Here is a 15,271-nt window from a genome sequence, read left to right on the forward strand (position 1 = left end):
ATTGCGGGCGTCGACGCGGTACCGCGAGCAAATTACTGTGCTGTAAATGAAATCCACGATTCCCGACCTTGGGGTTCCGATCACCCCATCAACCGCGAATGGCGGCGACCGTCAGGAGGCCTCGCTCCATGGCGAGATCCTGCTGCGGCTACGGGACTATGTTGTGGAAGGCAACATTCCTGACGGTGGGCGCGTTCCCGAACGCCAGCTCTGCGAGATGTTCGGCATCTCGCGCACGCCCCTGCGCGAGGCGTTGAAAGTGCTCGCAGCCGAGGGACTGATCGAGCTGCTACCCAACCGCGGCGCCCGCATCCGCCAGCTCAGCCAGCGCGACCTGGAAGAGCTGTTCGACGTGATGGCAGGCCTCGAAAGCCTCGCCGGACGCCTGGCCTGCGAGGCCATTACGGACGAAGAGATCATCGCGATCGAGCAGCTGCATTACGAGATGTACGGCCATTATCTGCATCGCGACATGCACGGCTACTTTCAGGCCAACCAGCGCATCCACGAAAGCATTGTCGCCGCCGCACGCAACGAGACGCTGAAGGCCGCCTATGCCAACTTTGCCGGCCGCATCCGCCGCGTCCGCTACTCCGCCAATTTCGCCCGCAGGCGGCAGCGTTGGGCGGAGGCGATGCGCGAGCATGAGGCGATCCTCGACGCGCTGCGCCGGCGCGCCGGCAGCGAGCTCAGCGACATCCTGTTCCAGCACCTGCGCAACAAGCGGATGGCCGCGATCGAGCACCTGACCGAGCCCCAAGAAGACGCGCCGGCAGCGCCCTGAATGGCGGCTGGCTTGCCAATTTTGAATTCAGAATATAATCGGTCAGGAACAAGAATGAATATTCCGACGAGGTCCAGGGGCCGCGTAGGATCAATCCGGGACCAGGGATGACAGACGCCTCCTCGCTCGAACGACGCCTGCGCGCGGAGATCACCGGCGACGTCCTGTTCGATCGCTTTAGCCGCGGCCGCTACGCCACCGACGCCTCTTTCTACCAGATCATGCCCAAGGCCGCGGTCGTCCCCAAGACGATGGATGAGGCGCTACGCGCGCTGGCGATCGCGCGCGACGAAGGGGTGAAGGTCACCCCGCGCGGCGGCGGCACCTCGCAATGCGGCCAGACCGTCAATGACGGGCTCGTGGTCGATCTCTCAAAGCACCTCAACAAGATCCTGTCGCTCGACGTCGCCGGCCGGACCTGCGTGGTCGAGCCCGGCATCGTGCTCGACGACCTCAACCGTCAGCTCAAACAGCACGGCCTCTGGTTTCCGGTCGACGTCTCCACCGCCTCGCGCGCCACCATCGGCGGCATGGCCGGCAACAATTCCTGCGGCGGCCGTAGCTTGCGCTACGGCACCATGCGCGACAACACGCTGTCGCTGGAGGCTTCGCTCGCCGACGGCACGCTGAGCCGTTTTGGTGAGGTGTCGCGCGATCTCTCCGACGCAAATGCCAACGATAACGTGCGCACTCTGTTCCGCGACATGCTCGATCTCGGCGCGCGCGAAGCCGACGAGATCGCCGCGCGCTTCCCAAAAGTGCAGCGCCGCGTCGGCGGCTACAATCTCGATGCCCTGGCGCCGCGCAACGCGCCCAACAACATGGCGCATCTGCTGGTCGGCTCCGAAGGCACCCTCGCCTTCACCACCAAGGTTGAACTGAAGCTGTGGCCTGTCATCCGCAACAAGGCGCTCGGCGTTTGCCATTTCGGCAGCTTCTACGAGGCGATGGATGCGGCCCAGCATCTGGTCAAGCTGAAGCCGATTGCTGTCGAGCTGGTCGACCGCACCATGATCGCGCTCGGCCGCGACATCGCGATGTTCAAGCCGATCATCAACGCAGCGATCAAGGGCGATCCTGCCGCCGTGCTGGTCGTCGAGTTCGCCGAAGAGGACCAGGCGGATAATCTCGCGCGTCTCAAGCAGCTCACCGAGCTGATGGGCGATCTCGGCTTCGGCTGGAATAACGACACGCGCAAATGGGGCGGCGTGGTCGAGATCACCGAACCCGCGCTGCAGAGCGGCATCGCCGATTTCCGCGCCGCCGGTCTCAACGTCATGATGTCGATGAAGCAGGAGGGTAAGCCGGTCTCCTTCGTCGAGGACTGCGCCGTGCCGCTGCCGCATCTCGCCGACTACACGGCGCGGCTGAACGAGGTGTTCGCGAAGCACGGCACCAGCGGCACCATGTATGCGCATGCCTCCGAAGGCTGCCTGCACGTGCGCCCGGTGTTGAACCTCAAGCTCGAAAAAGACGTCAAGGCGATGCGCGCCATCGCCGAGGAGGCCTTCGCGCTGGTGCGCGAATACAAGGGCTCGCATTCCGGCGAGCATGGCGACGGCATTGTGCGCTCGGAATTCCACGAGATCATGTTTGGCGAGCGCCTCGTCGCCGACTTCCGCGAGGTGAAGAAGCGCTTCGACCCTGAAGGCGTGCTCAATCCCGGCAAGATCGTCGACACACCGAAGATGGACGACCGCTCGCTGTTCCGCTTCAGGCCCGACTATCGCGTTGGCGAGCTCAAGACGAAGCTCGACTGGTCCGCTTATCCCGGCTCCGGCGACGGTTTCCAGGGCGCGGTCGAGATGTGCAACAACAACGGCGCCTGCCGCAAGCTCGAGGGCGGCGTGATGTGCCCGTCCTACCGCGCCACGCGCAACGAGAAGGACGTCACGCGCGGCCGGGCCAACAGCTTGCGGCTCGCGATCTCAGGCCAACTGGGCCCCGATGCGCTTGCGTCCGACGAGATGATGGAGACACTGAAACTCTGCGTCTCCTGCAAGGCCTGCCGCCATGAATGTCCAACCGGCGTCGATATGGCCAAGATGAAGATCGAGGTGCTGGCTGCACGCGCCGCCTCGCACGGCCTGACACTGCGCGATCGCCTGGTCGGCTACCTCCCGCGCTATGCCGGCCTCGCCGCGCGCTTCGCGCCGCTGGCGAATTTGCGCAACCAGAGTCCGCTGCTGCGAAAGCTGTTCGAACGCTTTGCCGGCATCAGCGCCCGCCGCGCCCTGCCCGCCTTCCGCAGCGACATCTTCGTGTCGCCCGCCGAAACGGCCGGGCCGGAGGGCGGCCGTGAGGTTGTTCTTTTCGCCGACACCTTCAATCGCATTTATGAACGCGAAAACCTCGACGCCGCCCTGCGCGTGCTGACGGCCGGCGGCTATCGCGTGCACCTGCCCAAGTCCGCTAGCGGCAGCCGCCCGCTCTGCTGCGGCCGCACGTTCCTCTCCGCCGGTCTCGTCGACGAAGCCCGGTCCGAGCTCGACCGTCTGGTCGCGGCTTTCGCGCCGTTTGCGACCCGTGGAGTGCCGATCGTCGGCCTCGAGCCGAGCTGCCTGCTGACGCTGCGCGACGAACTTGCTTCCCTGCGCACGGACAACGATGCCCAGGCCGTCGGCGCGCATGCGCTGACTTTCGAGGAATTTTTGGTGCGCGAGGCCGAAGCCGGCCGGCTGCAATTGCCGCTCGGCAGCGTCGCCGACAAGGCCGTGGTCCACGGCCATTGCCATCAAAAATCGTTCGGTGCCTTCAAACCTGTCGAGCAAGTGTTGCGCCTCGTCCCCGGCCTTGAGGTCAAGACCATCGAGTCGAGCTGCTGCGGCATGGCCGGCGCGTTCGGCTATGGCGCCGACACCTATGACGCCTCGATCGAGATGGCCGAGCTGTCGCTGCTACCGGCCGTGCGGAAGACCGATCCGTCCACACTCGTCGTCGCCGACGGCACCTCCTGCCGCCACCAGATCCACGACGGCGCAGGCCGCGAGGCGCTTCACGTCGCCCGCGTGCTGGCGATGAGCCTCGATCGCGCCGGCACCAATTCCACGTCTCCAGCTGCAAAGGAACCCAGCCATGGCTGATCTCACGCTCGACACCGCTCGAAAAATCCTCGACGCCGCGTTCGCCAAGGCGAGTGAACTCAAGCTCAAGCCGCTCGTCGTCACCGTCCTCGACGCACGCGGCGTGCTCAAGATCGCCGCGGCGCAGGACGGCACCAGCTTGATGCGTGCCGAGATCGCCCACGGCAAGGCCTATGGCGCGCTCGCCATGGGCCTCGGCTCGCGCGCCCTGTTCCAGCGCGCGCAGGAGCAGCCCTATTTCATCGACGCCGTGAATACGATCGCCAGGGGCGCGCTGGTCCCGGTCCCCGGCGGCGTGCTGATCATGGACGGCACGACGCTGCTCGGCGCCGTCGGCATCTCCGGCGATACGTCGGACAATGACGAGGCCTGCGCGGTCGCCGGTATCCAGGCGGCGGGGCTGAAGGCCAACGCGGGGTAGCTGTCCTCAACGTCGATCGCGAAACACAGCGACAGTCTGCTGCAGAAGTGCAGCGACTACGTTATGTCTGAGATCCGATGATGGGCGGAGCTCCCTCCATAATTGGCATATATTCAGCCTGCAAAACGAATGTCAGGCGAGAGCTAATCTGCTGCCCATTAAACGACCTCGTTGTGGCCGCTGTTGCCGCAAACGGGAGAAAGATTTCAAGTCCATAAACGCCAAACCGCGCGCCGGCGTGAAGATCGGATGGCTCTTGGACGGCACACCGAAAAGTTGTATATCTGGCTGTTGTCGCCAAGGAGTGCAGGAAGTTGAGCATCTACGAGCAGACGCGCGACATCGAAGGATGGTTGATGCCCGGAGAGACGCAGCTACTCTATGATCTCGCTCGTGATTTCGGCGATGTCATCCTGGAAGTTGGAACATTCCGAGGCCGATCAGCTACCGTGTTAACGAGCGGGGCCGCCAGACGGCGAGGCGTCCGCGTCAGCAAGGCGCAATTCTTCAGTATAGATATCAACCCGGCAGCCAGGCTGCTCGCTTATGAGCTGCTGCGAAAGCGCGGGCTTGCGAACCGCGCGCTGTTCTTCCACGGGACATTGCCCGAGTTCCGGGCAAAGTTTCCTATCACTCCGACGCTGGCGTTCATCGACGGTGATCACACTTACGAGGGCGTCTTGGCTGACCTTGCCGAGCTGTCTACACTGCTGGCTCCTAACACCCCGGTAGTCTTCCACGACTACCTGAACCCCGACACACCAGGAGTATCGAAAGCCGTCGACGAGTGGTGCCAAGACGGCTTCGCCAACGTCGTCCATACCATCGACGCTTCAGCGCAGGTGCTGACGACGACACGTTGCAGCGGAAAGCGACGACATTATCCGGATCGAGCATTTAGAGCGGCGCGTGGCGAGCTTATGCTCCCCTTGAAACATCGCATCGCCGCACGAATGCCATGGCTCGTGCCGATTGTTAGGACGCTGAAAGGTCGATCGAGGACAGAGTGAAGCCTTCACGTAAAGTAGCCCAAAACCCAGGAAAGCACATGACCAAGGGCTGGAGGCGCCTTTTGAGGATCCGATAGGGGTGTCCAGCCGCAAGCTGGGTAACCTCCGGATGCCGGCGAGTACATCGCGTCGTTGCCGCGGAAGGCGTACGCCGCGCCCGAATGGCAAGCAGCTATGGAGGCGCTGATTTGGTGGCTGACAGGCGGTCGGATGATATTTGCCCGCGTCGGCGTTGCGCGGGCCTTGATCCCTCACTACGTCCCCGAGTTTAACCCGAAGGGAAAGGAGCGGCATTGGGGCCGACGCGCACGAGGCGCATGGCCGCGAGACGAGCCACACCATTTGCCGATCTGGCAATTCTTGCGATCGCGTCGAAAGGCGCGCAGTACTGCGGGCAGTTGGAAGCGTTCAGGCTCCTGGCGGCTGTGATTCGCTGACGAATATTCGAACTCGCCCGACACCCTTAACTTCATGGAAACGGCCTAGTTCAGCTCGTATTTCAGGGTCCGATTTCGCCCAAGACAACCAATCGAAAGGAATCGTGCTGAACAGATAAGTGTCTACCAGAACTACATCTGGACGCCCGATCCTCAAGCTCGTCAGCAGTTGACGTTTTTCAAAGGATGCAATGTTATCCAACCTTGCTCGAGCATCGTCACTCAATTGCGGATCTTGTTCGCGCCAGATTGCGCCGCCAGCCAAGAGTTCCGCGCAGGAACGCCCCACCCAAACTCCGTCGAGTTCGCGCACAAGCGGATGTCCCAGACCGATGTGGTCGGTGATAGTTAGCAACCGCGGATGCTTCACAAGCGCCTGAATTCGCTCCGCCAGCGGCGGAAAATCGGGGGGCGGCGAAGACAGATAGGCCGCGATGAGAACCATTGACGCAGCGCCACCGATCGCCGCTGACTTCCTCAATGTGGTGGTGCGGACCTGCAGTAGCGGCGCCGCGATGGCAAACACGGAGAGCCCGAAAGCCATGTAGGGCCAGCTCTTGCCTTGAAGCAGGAAGCTTGCGGCTCCCCCAACCGACGCGGCCAGCCATGGGGTTGCATCGCCCGCCACCCTGAATTGCCGCGGAGCCAACAGGCGCAGGAACACGATCGAGCCGCCGATCATGGCGATCGGCAGAGGAAGCAGGCTGCCAAACTCCTTCCTGACCGGGAGATAAGCCTCGGCCACCATCGGGGCATAGACGGAGAGATATTCGTCAAAGACGGTCGCGACGACCACCGCGTAACCGATGACGACGATTGCGGCGCTGAGCGCTTCTGGGATAAGCAACGGCCTGAGCGAGCGCTGGCGGACGACATTGGCGATGATCGGAAGCCCGACCACCAGCGCAAAGAAGGGTTTGATGCTCATCGCCAGGCCCGCGCCCAATCCCGCGACGGCGGCGGCGCGTCCGGGACAAAGACCGCGCCAGCGCAGCGCCGCGACGGCGACGAAAGGGGTGAGCGCAACGACCGCGATATGTTCGCGTTGCCCGAATACGGCGCCCGGGAGCAGCGCGAGCAGGAATGCAAACGACCGCAAGAAGACAGATCTCTCTCCAGCTTCCAATTTGGCCGCCACGTTTGCGCTCTCGATCACAACGAGCGCCACGACGATCTCGACGATAACCAAAAAGATCACGACAAGCTCGGGCGCCACACCAGTTGATCGCCCAAGCCACGCCGCAGGCATGTACATGTAGACCGACAGCGGCGGGTTAGACTCGAAAAGATCAGCGCCAAGCTTTTGCCCGGCGAGAATCATTTCATTCACGGTAAGCAGCCACCCCAGGTCCGCGTTGAGCACTAACGGTATCTGGACCACCACGGCAGACACGAGAATCGTTGCGACCATAGTCCAATGCCGGTACATTCTCGAGTAGTTCCACCGTTAGCACGCAACCATTGCGCGCCGGCTTTCTCGGCCAAAAAGATTAAGAAAGTTGTTCCCGAACTGCTCGAGTCGATCGGCCAACCCGGAGAAGCCCACAGATCATCAACGGAGAAAGACGCCAAGAACTAGACAACTTCCGAGCGAGGATACCGGGTGGATGGAAGCACCAGGCCTGAGATGCCGGCAGAGACAAAGAGATCAGGCGGGTAACAGAGCCTGCCAATGGTCTTCGAAGGAAATACACGGCTCACCGAGCTTCGAGGAAAAACGCGCGGCCTCACGCCCGGGCGCGGCGCGTCGGGCAATGGCGCGGACTTTAACCCAGCATTAAGAAATTGCGGTCCCGCCGTGCCAGAGTAGATTTGGATGAGCCAGTGTCAGCGCGAGTTCGTGGCCGCTAGTTCACACTGGCGGCCCTTCTGATGACCTGGAGAGCTTTCGCGAGTCAGCCGACCGGCAGACCATCGAAAGGATACGGCGTAAGAGCAAAATGAACTTTCGCCCGCGTGCAAGCCAGTTGGCTCTCCAATGGCGCAGCCGCATGCTGAAGCAACGATCTTGCCGAGACGGCTGCCCGGGCTAGTTATTATCTCCCGGACCAGGTCGGCCTGCGCTTCTCACTGAACGCCTTCAACCCTTCCTTCGCGTCCTCGGTCATCGCCAGCAGCGCGATCTGGCTTTCGGTGTAGGCGATGCTTTCGTCGAACGACATGGACGCGATGGCACGCATGGCGTATTTGCCACGGCGGATCGCGGTCGGAGATTTGTCGACGATGCGGCCGATCAGCCAGTCGACCTTGGTATCCAGCTCGGCCGTGGGCACGACGTAGTTGAGCAGGCCCGCATCGCGTGCCGCCTCCGCGTCGAACGGTTCGCCGGTCAGCGCCCATTCGTTGACGAGACGTCGCGGTGCGATGTCCTGCAACAGACTCAGCACCTGCATCGGAAACACGCCGACCTTCACCTCCGGCAGGCCGAAGATGACATGATCCGCCGCAACCGCCATGTCGGTCATGCATAAGAGGCCCATGCCGCCCGCCATGCAGACGCCGCCGACGCGCGCGATCGCCGGCTTGGTCGCGTCCTGCGACAGGCGCAACAGATCGGCGTAGTCGACATTGGGCCGGGAATAATCCATCGCGAAAGCCGCGCCGGAATTCTGCAAATCGGCGCCGGCGCAAAACGCCTTGTCGCCCGCGCCGGTCAGCACGATGACGCGAACGTCCTTGTCGTCATGCGCGTCGCGATAACCGCGCGCGATGCCGGCGATCACATCGCCGTTCAGCGCATTGCGCTTCTCCGGCCGGTTGATGGTGATCCAGAACGCCTGGCCGCGCTTCTCGGTGATAACGGCTGTGGTGTCGGTCATGACGCTTGATCCTTGCTCCAGGTTGCGGCCATTTGCGGCAGCTTCGGCGTGCGGTGCAAGGGCAATCTGTCAGGCCGCACCGACTTAGCGCCTCGACACAAATTGCGCGCTCAGGCCACAGCCGCTTTCCTGATCCAGACCTTGTTGTCGTGAAACGCCGCGCCGCCGATCGGCGCGATCGTATCGGCGCCGGTCAGCGTGTTGATGCCGCGGCCGCCGATATGGTTTTTGTTCGGATGCACGGATTCCGCGATCAGCACGCCGCGCCGCACACCATCGAACAGCACCGCGATCAACGTGGTCTCGCCGCGTGTGTTCCCCAGCGTCACGGCATCGCCGTCGGCGATGTCAAGCGCGGCGGCATCCGAAGGGTGGATCATCACGCTCGCTTTGCCCTCGCGCGCCTGCGAGGACGGGGTCTCGTTGAAGGTGGTGTTGAGGAAGCTGCGCGACGGGCTGGTCGCGAGCCGGAACGGATGAGCCTGATCGGTGTGCTCGATCACAGCCCAATGGTCCGGCAGCGAGGGCATCTTGTCGAAATCGCCCATGGTCTGGCCGAACGGCGGATGCGCCCAATCGGCCTTGAAGTGGAATTTCTTGTCGGGGTGAGCGAAGCCGTCGAGATAGTGCGAGGTACGAAAATCCGGCTGCAGATCGCGCCAGAGATCGGCCTCGAGGGTGCCGATGTCGCCGTGGTTGCTGAGCCTCAAGGTCGCGTCGATCAACTTGCGCGGCGTCATCTCGAAGCCCGGATGCTCCGCGCCAAGCCGCGGCGCCAGCGCCTGCAACACCTGATGGTTGGAGCGGCACTCGCCGGGCGGATCGATCAGCTTGGGTCCGATCGAGATGTGCTGGTGGCCGCCGCCGTAATAGAGGTCGTCATGTTCCATGAACATCGTCGCCGGCAGCACGATGTCGGCCATCAGCGCTGTCTCGGTCATGAACTGCTCATGCACCGCGACGAACAGATCCTCGCGCGCAAAGCCCTGCCGTACCAGCGCCTGCTCCGGCGCCACCGTCATCGGATTGGTGTTCTGGATCAGCATCGCCTTGACCGGACCCTTGCCAAGCAAAGCCTCGGCATCGCCGGTAAGGATGCGACCGATCTGCGACTGGTCGAGCGCGCGAACAGTCTTGTCGAGGGCGTCATGGCCCTCGATGATGGATTCGTTGAAGTGCCAAAGCGCGTAATTGTTGAAGAAGGCGCCGCCGCCTTCATATTGCCAGGCGCCGGTTACAGCGGGAATACAGTTCGCCGCATGCATCTGTGTCGCGCCGTTGCGCGAACGCGTGAAGCCATAGCCGAGACGGAAGAAGGTCCGCTTGGTCTCACCGACGGCCTTGGCAAAGGCCTCGATCTCCGCAACCGGCACGCCGCAGATGGCGGAGGCCCATTCCGGGGTGCGCGACTTTAAATGCGCTTCGAGCTCGGCGGGGCAGTCGGTGTACTTGTCCATGTAGGCGCGGTCGGCGTAGCCATCGCGAAACAGCACATGCATCACGCCGCAAGCAAACGCGCCGTCGGTGCCGGGCCGCAGCAGGATCTTGATATCAGCCTGCTTCATGGTCTCGTTGTCGTAGATATCGACAGCCGCGATCCGCGCGCCGCGCTCCTTTCGCGCACGTGAGGCATGCGTCATCACGTTGACCTGGGTATTGACGGGGTTGGTGCCCCAGATCACGACGAGATCGGACAGCGCCATCTCGCGCGGATCGACGCCGGCGATCTTGCCGGTACCGATCGCAAAGCCGATGCGTCCGACATTGGCGCAGATGGTCTGGTAGAAGCGCGAATATTTTTTCACATGGGTGAGACGGTTGAGGCCGTCGCGCATCACCAGGCCCATCGTGCCGGCGTAGTAATAAGGCCAGATCGACTCCGCGCCGAACTCGCGCTCGGCCTGGTTGAAGCGATCGGCGATCTCGTCGAGCGCCTCGTCCCAGGAGATCCGCGCGAACTGGCCGGAGCCCTTCGGTCCGGTGCGGCGCATCGGATACATCAGCCTTTCAGGATGATGGATGCGCTCGGCATAGCGAGCGACCTTGGCGCAAACCACGCCGGCCGTGTAAGTCTGCTTTTTCGAACCACGAACGCGGCCGATGCTGCGGCCTTCGACCACCTCGACATCGAGCGCGCAAGCCGACGGGCAATCATGCGGACAGGTGGAATGGCGGATCTCGACCGTGGCGTGCTGGTTCATGGGTAATTTCGTATCATCAAAACACCTGCGAGCCGAGGGCATTTATCCGGCAATGCCCATGCAAAATGCTCAAAGCCCGCGCGCGGCCTGTTCCCGCCGCGACCGCGAAACGCCGGGCGGACCACCGAAAACGGCCCGATATTCCCAATCAAATCGACTTTGTGAGGCGTCGACAGTCCACCTCCGCTCCCTCTACAGTACCATCAAACAAAAGCGAGTTCAGGGAGGTGGGGGTGACGGCCCGATACATTTCGCTGGCGCTGGCCGCTGGCCTGTTCGCCGCATTCTTCGCAAGCCCGTCGCCGGCACAGGATTATCCCGCCCACGCGGTCCGCATCGTCGTGCCGTTCGGCGCGGGCGGACCGGCTGACGTCGCTGCCCGGCTGATCGGCCAGGCGCTGCAGGAGCGCTTCGGCCAGCCCTTTGTGGTCGAGAACCGCACCGGCGCGGGCGGCATCATCGGCACCGTCGAGGCCGCGAAGTCGCCGCCCGACGGCTATACCTTGCTGATGATGTCCAACACCCAGACCGCGAATGAATCGCTGCTGACGGCCGAGCAGCGCAAATACGATCTGATGCGCGATCTCGCACCAATCGCGCCGTTGAATTCTTCCGATCTCGTCATTGTGGTGAACCCGCAAGTCCCGGTGAAGACGCTTGCCGAGTTCATCGCCCTCGCCAAGGCGCAGCCCGGCAAGCTCAACTACGCCTCTTCCGGGCAGGGCACGCCCTATCACATGGCCGGCGAGTTGTTCAAAGCCATGGCCGGCACCGACATCGTCCACGTCCCCTACCGCAACAGCGGCGAGGCCCGCAGCGGCGTGATCGGCGGCCAGGTACAGATGATGATCGACGCAGTGCCGGCGATGGCGCCGAACATTGGCGAGAACCAGGTCCGCGCACTCGCGACCACCGGCCAGCAGCGCTCCGCGGTGCTGCCGAACGTGCCGACCGCCGGCGAAGCTGGCCTTCCCGGCTACGAAGCGACGATCTGGCTCGGCCTGATGGCCCCAGCAGGCACGCCCGAGGGCGTCATCGAGACGCTCAACTCAGCCGTGAACGCAATGGTGAAACGGCCCGACATCGTCAAGCTCTGGAAGGAGCAAGGTGCCGTGCCGATGTCGATGACACCAGCGGAGTTCGCAAAATTCCTGCGTGGCGACATCGCGAAATGGGCCGATGTCGTCAAGAAGTTCAACAAGTCCTGAGGCTAGCAGGTCATGCCCACCATTCAATTTCAGCTCAATGGCGCGACGGTGGCAGTCGATGTCGATCCGGACCAGACGCTGCTCGACGTGCTGCGTGGCCCGCTTGGCATCACCGGTGCGCATTTCGGCTGCGGCGCCGGCGAATGCGGAGCCTGCTATGTGATGGTCGGCGGTCACGCGATGACGTCCTGCGATATGCCGATGTGGACGGTGGCCGACAAGACCGTCGTTACGCCGGAGGGTCTCGGCACGGCAGACCGGCCGCATCCGTTGCAACGCGCCTTCATCTCCGAACAAGCGATGCAATGCGGCTATTGCGTCCCGGGCATCCTGATCAGCGCGGCAGCGCTCCTGAACGGCAATCCATCGCCGACGGAAGCGGAGGTCAGAGCGGCGCTCGATCGCAATTTGTGTCGCTGCGGGTCGCATAACCGCATGGTCCGCGCCGTGCTGCGCGCGGCATCGGAAATGGCGACATCATGAGCGCGCCGCCTCCCAGCCCGAAACTGCCGCAGAGCCTTGCCGCCAACCCAAGACTGTCGTCCTGGGTGCGGTTCACCGCCGAAGGCCGGGTCGCGATCTCACCCGGCAAGGTCGAAATCGGCCAGGGCATCGTCACGGCGCTGGCGCAAATCGCGGCGGACGAACTCGACGTCGAGATCGGCCGTATCGAGATGATCCGCGCCTCGACGGCCGCGAGCCCGAACGAAGGCGTCACCTCCGGCAGCCTGTCGATCCAGCAATCCGGCCGCGCACTGCGCCACGTCTGCGCCGAGGTGCGCCTGTGCTTTCTCGCAGCAGCGTCGGAACGTCTCGGCCTGGATGCGGCGCTGCTCGGTGTCGAGGATGGCATGATCTCCGGCCCCGGCAATGTCATGACCAGCTATTGGGAGCTTGCAGGCGACGTCTCGCTCGATCACGATGCGACCGCGGGCGCTGTCACCAAGTCCGCCGCTGCGCGCAGCGTCGCCGGGCATTCCATCCACCGCGTCGACATTCCCGACAAGGTATTCGCGCGACCGCGCTTCATCCATGATCATGCTCTGCCTGAGCTGGTGCACGGGCGCGCGCTGCGGCCGAACGTCTCGGGCGCCAGATTGACCGGGCTCGACGAGGTACGCGCACGCAACGTTTCCGGCCTCGTCGCGATCGTCCGCGACGGCGGCTTTGCCGGCGTCGTCGCCGACAGCGAGGCTGCGGCTGAAGCCGCGCTGAAAGCCCTGCGCAAGGACGCGACATGGTCGCCGGGGGAGCCGCTCCCGGATGAGAACGATCTGGCTGGTTTCCTGAGAAGCCAACCGATCGAGACAACAATCATCGACACCAGGAGGGCGGCTGCGACAAAAGCTGCACGTACGCTCCGCCGGCAATATACCCGCCCTTACGTCGCGCATGCCTCGATCGCGCCGTCCTGCGCGATGGCGCGTTGGGACGGCGACCGTGTCCATGTCTGGACGCACAGCCAGGGCATCTATCTGCTCCGCGCTGACCTCGCGATCGTGCTCAAGCTGCCGGCCGAGAACATCGTCGTCGAGCACATGGAAGGCGCCGGCTGCTATGGGCACAATGCTGCCGACGACGTCGCGCTCGATGCCGTGCTGCTGGCAAGAGCCGCCAGTGGCCGTCCGGTGCGGGTGCAGTGGTCGCGCCACGACGAGATGTTCCACGCACCGTTTGGTGCCGCGATGGCCATCGAGATCGAAGCCGATCTCGATGCCGACAACGAGATCGTCGGCTGGCGCCATGCGATCTGGAGCAATGGCCATACAGCACGGCCTGGACGCGCGGACCAGCCCGCACTGTTGGCAGCAAGCGAGATCGCCAATCCCTATCCACGCCTGATCTCCACAAATCCGCCGCCCGCCAATGGCGGCGGCGGGGATCGCAACTCCGTCCCGCTCTACGACTTTCCGGCCTGGACCATTACCAGCCATCGCCTGCTGACCATGCCGGTGCGCACCTCGGCGCTGCGGACCCTCGGCGCGCAGGGTAACGTGTTCGCGATCGAATCCCTGCTCGACGAGATCGCGGTCCTGCGCGGTGAAGACCCGATCGCATTCCGCCTGCGACATCTCCGCGACGAGCGGGCCCGTGAGGTCATCCGCGCCGTCGCACGTCGCGCAGGCTGGAAACCGCAGAAGCAATCCGGCATCGGCTACGGCGTCGGCTTTGCCCGCTACAAGAACACCGGCGCTTATTGCGCGGCGATTGCCGAGATCGAAGCCAGCGACGACATCCGCGTGAGACGGCTGACGCTTGCGATCGACGCCGGCGAGGCCATCAATCCTGATGGCGTCATCAACCAGATCGAAGGCGGCGCGATCCAGGCGACGAGCTGGGTGCTGAAGGAGCGCGTCCGCTTCGATCCGAGCCACATTACCTCGACCTCGTGGGCGGACTACCCGATCCTCACCTTCAGCGAGGTCCCGGCCGTGGATGTCGAGATCATCCAGCGGCCGGACGTCGAGCCGGCCGGCGCCGGCGAGGCCGCACACGGGCCGGTGACGGCAGCGATCGCGAATGCGGTTCATGATGGCCTCGGCGTGCGCGTGCGCGACCTTCCGATCACGCGCGACAGGATCGTCGCAGCCATGGAGCTTGCATCGTGACGACAGTGATCATTTTGAGCGGCGGTGCGGCGCAGGGTCTGGTGCGCGGCCTTGCCGAGGCCTTCAGGGCACAGACCGGCTTTGGCATCGACGGCGAATTCGGCGCGGTCGGCGTGATGGCGGACAAGCTGCGCGCAAGCACGCCTGCGGACCTCGTGATCCTGACGCAGGCTCTGCTTGCTAAGCTTGCCGCGGAGAAGCTTGTGGCGCCCTCCTCGATCTCCGATGTCGGCCGGGTCGAGACCGCGTTGGCGGTCCGCCGCCGCGACCCCAAGGTGACCGCGAAGACGGAGGCCGATTTGCGCGACGTCCTGAGGTCCGCAGACGCCATCTACGTTCCTGATACCAAGGCTTCCACCGCGGGCCAACACGTTGCAAAAGTGCTGGATCAGCTCGGCATCGCCTATGAGGTCACGCCGCGCCTGAGGATATTTCCGAACGGCGCAACGGCGATGCGCGAGCTGGCGATGTCCACCGCCGCGCGGCCGATCGGATGCACGCAGGCGACCGAGATCATCGCGACCGACGGCATTGCGCTATCGGGTTCGCTGCCGCCGGGATGCGAGCTGGTGACGATGTACACGGCCGGCATCGCCGCGCGGGCGGTGCATCCGAAGGAGGCGGCCGCGCTGATCGCGCTGCTGACCGGCGCAGAACAGAGGGACCTGCGCGAGCGCATGGGTTTTGCGAGCTAGAAAC

Annotated in this window: 11 protein-coding genes; 8 read left to right on the forward strand and 3 right to left on the reverse strand. The window is 63.8% G+C overall.

Features of this window, described 5'->3' with window-relative positions; genetic code table 11:
* The first annotated feature begins 46 nt into the window (after nucleotides 1–46).
* The 4 genes from HYH07_RS02285 (at nucleotide 47) to HYH07_RS02300 (ending at nucleotide 5,298) form a co-directional block, all read left to right on the forward strand.
* The gene (locus HYH07_RS02285) at nucleotides 47–784 is read left to right on the forward strand and encodes a GntR family transcriptional regulator (RefSeq protein ID WP_220000937.1); all 738 of its coding nucleotides are present in this window, start codon (nucleotides 47–49) and stop codon (nucleotides 782–784) included.
* Between the two features lie 107 nt (nucleotides 785–891).
* Nucleotides 892–3,867 (forward strand): FAD-binding and (Fe-S)-binding domain-containing protein, encoded by a 2,976-nt coding sequence (locus tag HYH07_RS02290; RefSeq protein ID WP_220000938.1) that lies wholly within the window; start codon nucleotides 892–894, stop codon nucleotides 3,865–3,867.
* Nucleotides 3,860–4,288 (forward strand): heme-binding protein, encoded by a 429-nt coding sequence (locus HYH07_RS02295; RefSeq protein WP_220000939.1) that lies wholly within the window; start codon nucleotides 3,860–3,862, stop codon nucleotides 4,286–4,288. The genes HYH07_RS02290 and HYH07_RS02295 overlap by 8 nt, the downstream gene beginning before the upstream one ends.
* A 314-nt stretch (nucleotides 4,289–4,602) precedes the next feature.
* Nucleotides 4,603–5,298 carry a class I SAM-dependent methyltransferase gene (locus HYH07_RS02300; RefSeq protein ID WP_220000940.1) on the forward strand — a complete coding sequence of 232 codons (696 nt, stop codon included), beginning with the start codon at nucleotides 4,603–4,605 and terminating at the stop codon, nucleotides 5,296–5,298.
* Nucleotides 5,299–5,706: 408 nt separating this feature from the next.
* On the opposite strand, the gene HYH07_RS02305 is transcribed toward HYH07_RS02300, so the two are convergent.
* The 3 genes from HYH07_RS02305 to HYH07_RS02315 form a co-directional block, all read right to left on the reverse strand.
* Complete coding sequence (locus tag HYH07_RS02305; RefSeq protein WP_228749173.1) at nucleotides 5,707–7,146, reverse strand: hypothetical protein; 1,440 nt, start codon at nucleotides 7,144–7,146, stop codon at nucleotides 5,707–5,709.
* A gap of 625 nt (nucleotides 7,147–7,771) precedes the next feature.
* Nucleotides 7,772–8,554 (reverse strand): enoyl-CoA hydratase/isomerase family protein, encoded by a 783-nt coding sequence (locus HYH07_RS02310; RefSeq protein ID WP_220000942.1) that lies wholly within the window; start codon nucleotides 8,552–8,554, stop codon nucleotides 7,772–7,774.
* A gap of 110 nt (nucleotides 8,555–8,664) precedes the next feature.
* Nucleotides 8,665–10,755 carry a molybdopterin oxidoreductase family protein gene (locus tag HYH07_RS02315; protein WP_220000943.1) on the reverse strand — a complete coding sequence of 697 codons (2,091 nt, stop codon included), beginning with the start codon at nucleotides 10,753–10,755 and terminating at the stop codon, nucleotides 8,665–8,667.
* A gap of 233 nt (nucleotides 10,756–10,988) precedes the next feature.
* Between HYH07_RS02315 and HYH07_RS02320 the strand changes: the two genes are divergently transcribed.
* Genes HYH07_RS02320 through HYH07_RS02335 form a run of 4 tightly spaced genes read left to right on the forward strand, consistent with a single transcriptional unit; the run spans nucleotide 10,989 to nucleotide 15,267 of the window.
* The gene (locus tag HYH07_RS02320) at nucleotides 10,989–11,963 is read left to right on the forward strand and encodes a tripartite tricarboxylate transporter substrate binding protein (RefSeq protein ID WP_220000944.1); all 975 of its coding nucleotides are present in this window, start codon (nucleotides 10,989–10,991) and stop codon (nucleotides 11,961–11,963) included.
* Between the two features lie 12 nt (nucleotides 11,964–11,975).
* Entirely contained in the window at nucleotides 11,976–12,446 is a 471-nt protein-coding gene (locus HYH07_RS02325; RefSeq protein WP_220000945.1) for a (2Fe-2S)-binding protein, read from the forward strand.
* Nucleotides 12,443–14,572 (forward strand): xanthine dehydrogenase family protein molybdopterin-binding subunit, encoded by a 2,130-nt coding sequence (locus HYH07_RS02330; RefSeq protein ID WP_220000946.1) that lies wholly within the window; start codon nucleotides 12,443–12,445, stop codon nucleotides 14,570–14,572. The genes HYH07_RS02325 and HYH07_RS02330 overlap by 4 nt, the downstream gene beginning before the upstream one ends.
* On the forward strand, nucleotides 14,569–15,267 hold the full coding sequence (locus HYH07_RS02335) for a substrate-binding domain-containing protein (protein WP_220000947.1): 699 nt from the start codon (nucleotides 14,569–14,571) through the stop codon (nucleotides 15,265–15,267). Before HYH07_RS02330 ends, HYH07_RS02335 begins: the two co-directional genes overlap by 4 nt.
* Nucleotides 15,268–15,271 lie beyond the last annotated feature (4 nt).

It is taken from the genome of Bradyrhizobium sp. BR 10261 (genome assembly GCF_019455395.1).
Lineage (GTDB): Bacteria > Pseudomonadota > Alphaproteobacteria > Rhizobiales > Xanthobacteraceae > Bradyrhizobium > Bradyrhizobium manausense.

Bases quoted from the DNA above. Each gene is read 5' to 3' on its own strand.
- HYH07_RS02285 (WP_220000937.1), top strand. From the start codon at position 47: ATGAAATCCACGATTCCCGACCTTGGGGTTCCGATCACCCCATCAACC.
- HYH07_RS02290 (WP_220000938.1), top strand. From the start codon at position 892: ATGACAGACGCCTCCTCGCTCGAACGACGCCTGCGCGCGGAGATCACC.
- HYH07_RS02295 (WP_220000939.1), top strand. From the start codon at position 3,860: ATGGCTGATCTCACGCTCGACACCGCTCGAAAAATCCTCGACGCCGCG.
- HYH07_RS02305 (WP_228749173.1), bottom strand. From the start codon at position 7,146: ATGGTCGCAACGATTCTCGTGTCTGCCGTGGTGGTCCAGATACCGTTA.
- HYH07_RS02310 (WP_220000942.1), bottom strand. From the start codon at position 8,554: ATGACCGACACCACAGCCGTTATCACCGAGAAGCGCGGCCAGGCGTTC.
- HYH07_RS02315 (WP_220000943.1), bottom strand. From the start codon at position 10,755: ATGAACCAGCACGCCACGGTCGAGATCCGCCATTCCACCTGTCCGCAT.
- HYH07_RS02325 (WP_220000945.1), top strand. From the start codon at position 11,976: ATGCCCACCATTCAATTTCAGCTCAATGGCGCGACGGTGGCAGTCGAT.
- HYH07_RS02330 (WP_220000946.1), top strand. From the start codon at position 12,443: ATGAGCGCGCCGCCTCCCAGCCCGAAACTGCCGCAGAGCCTTGCCGCC.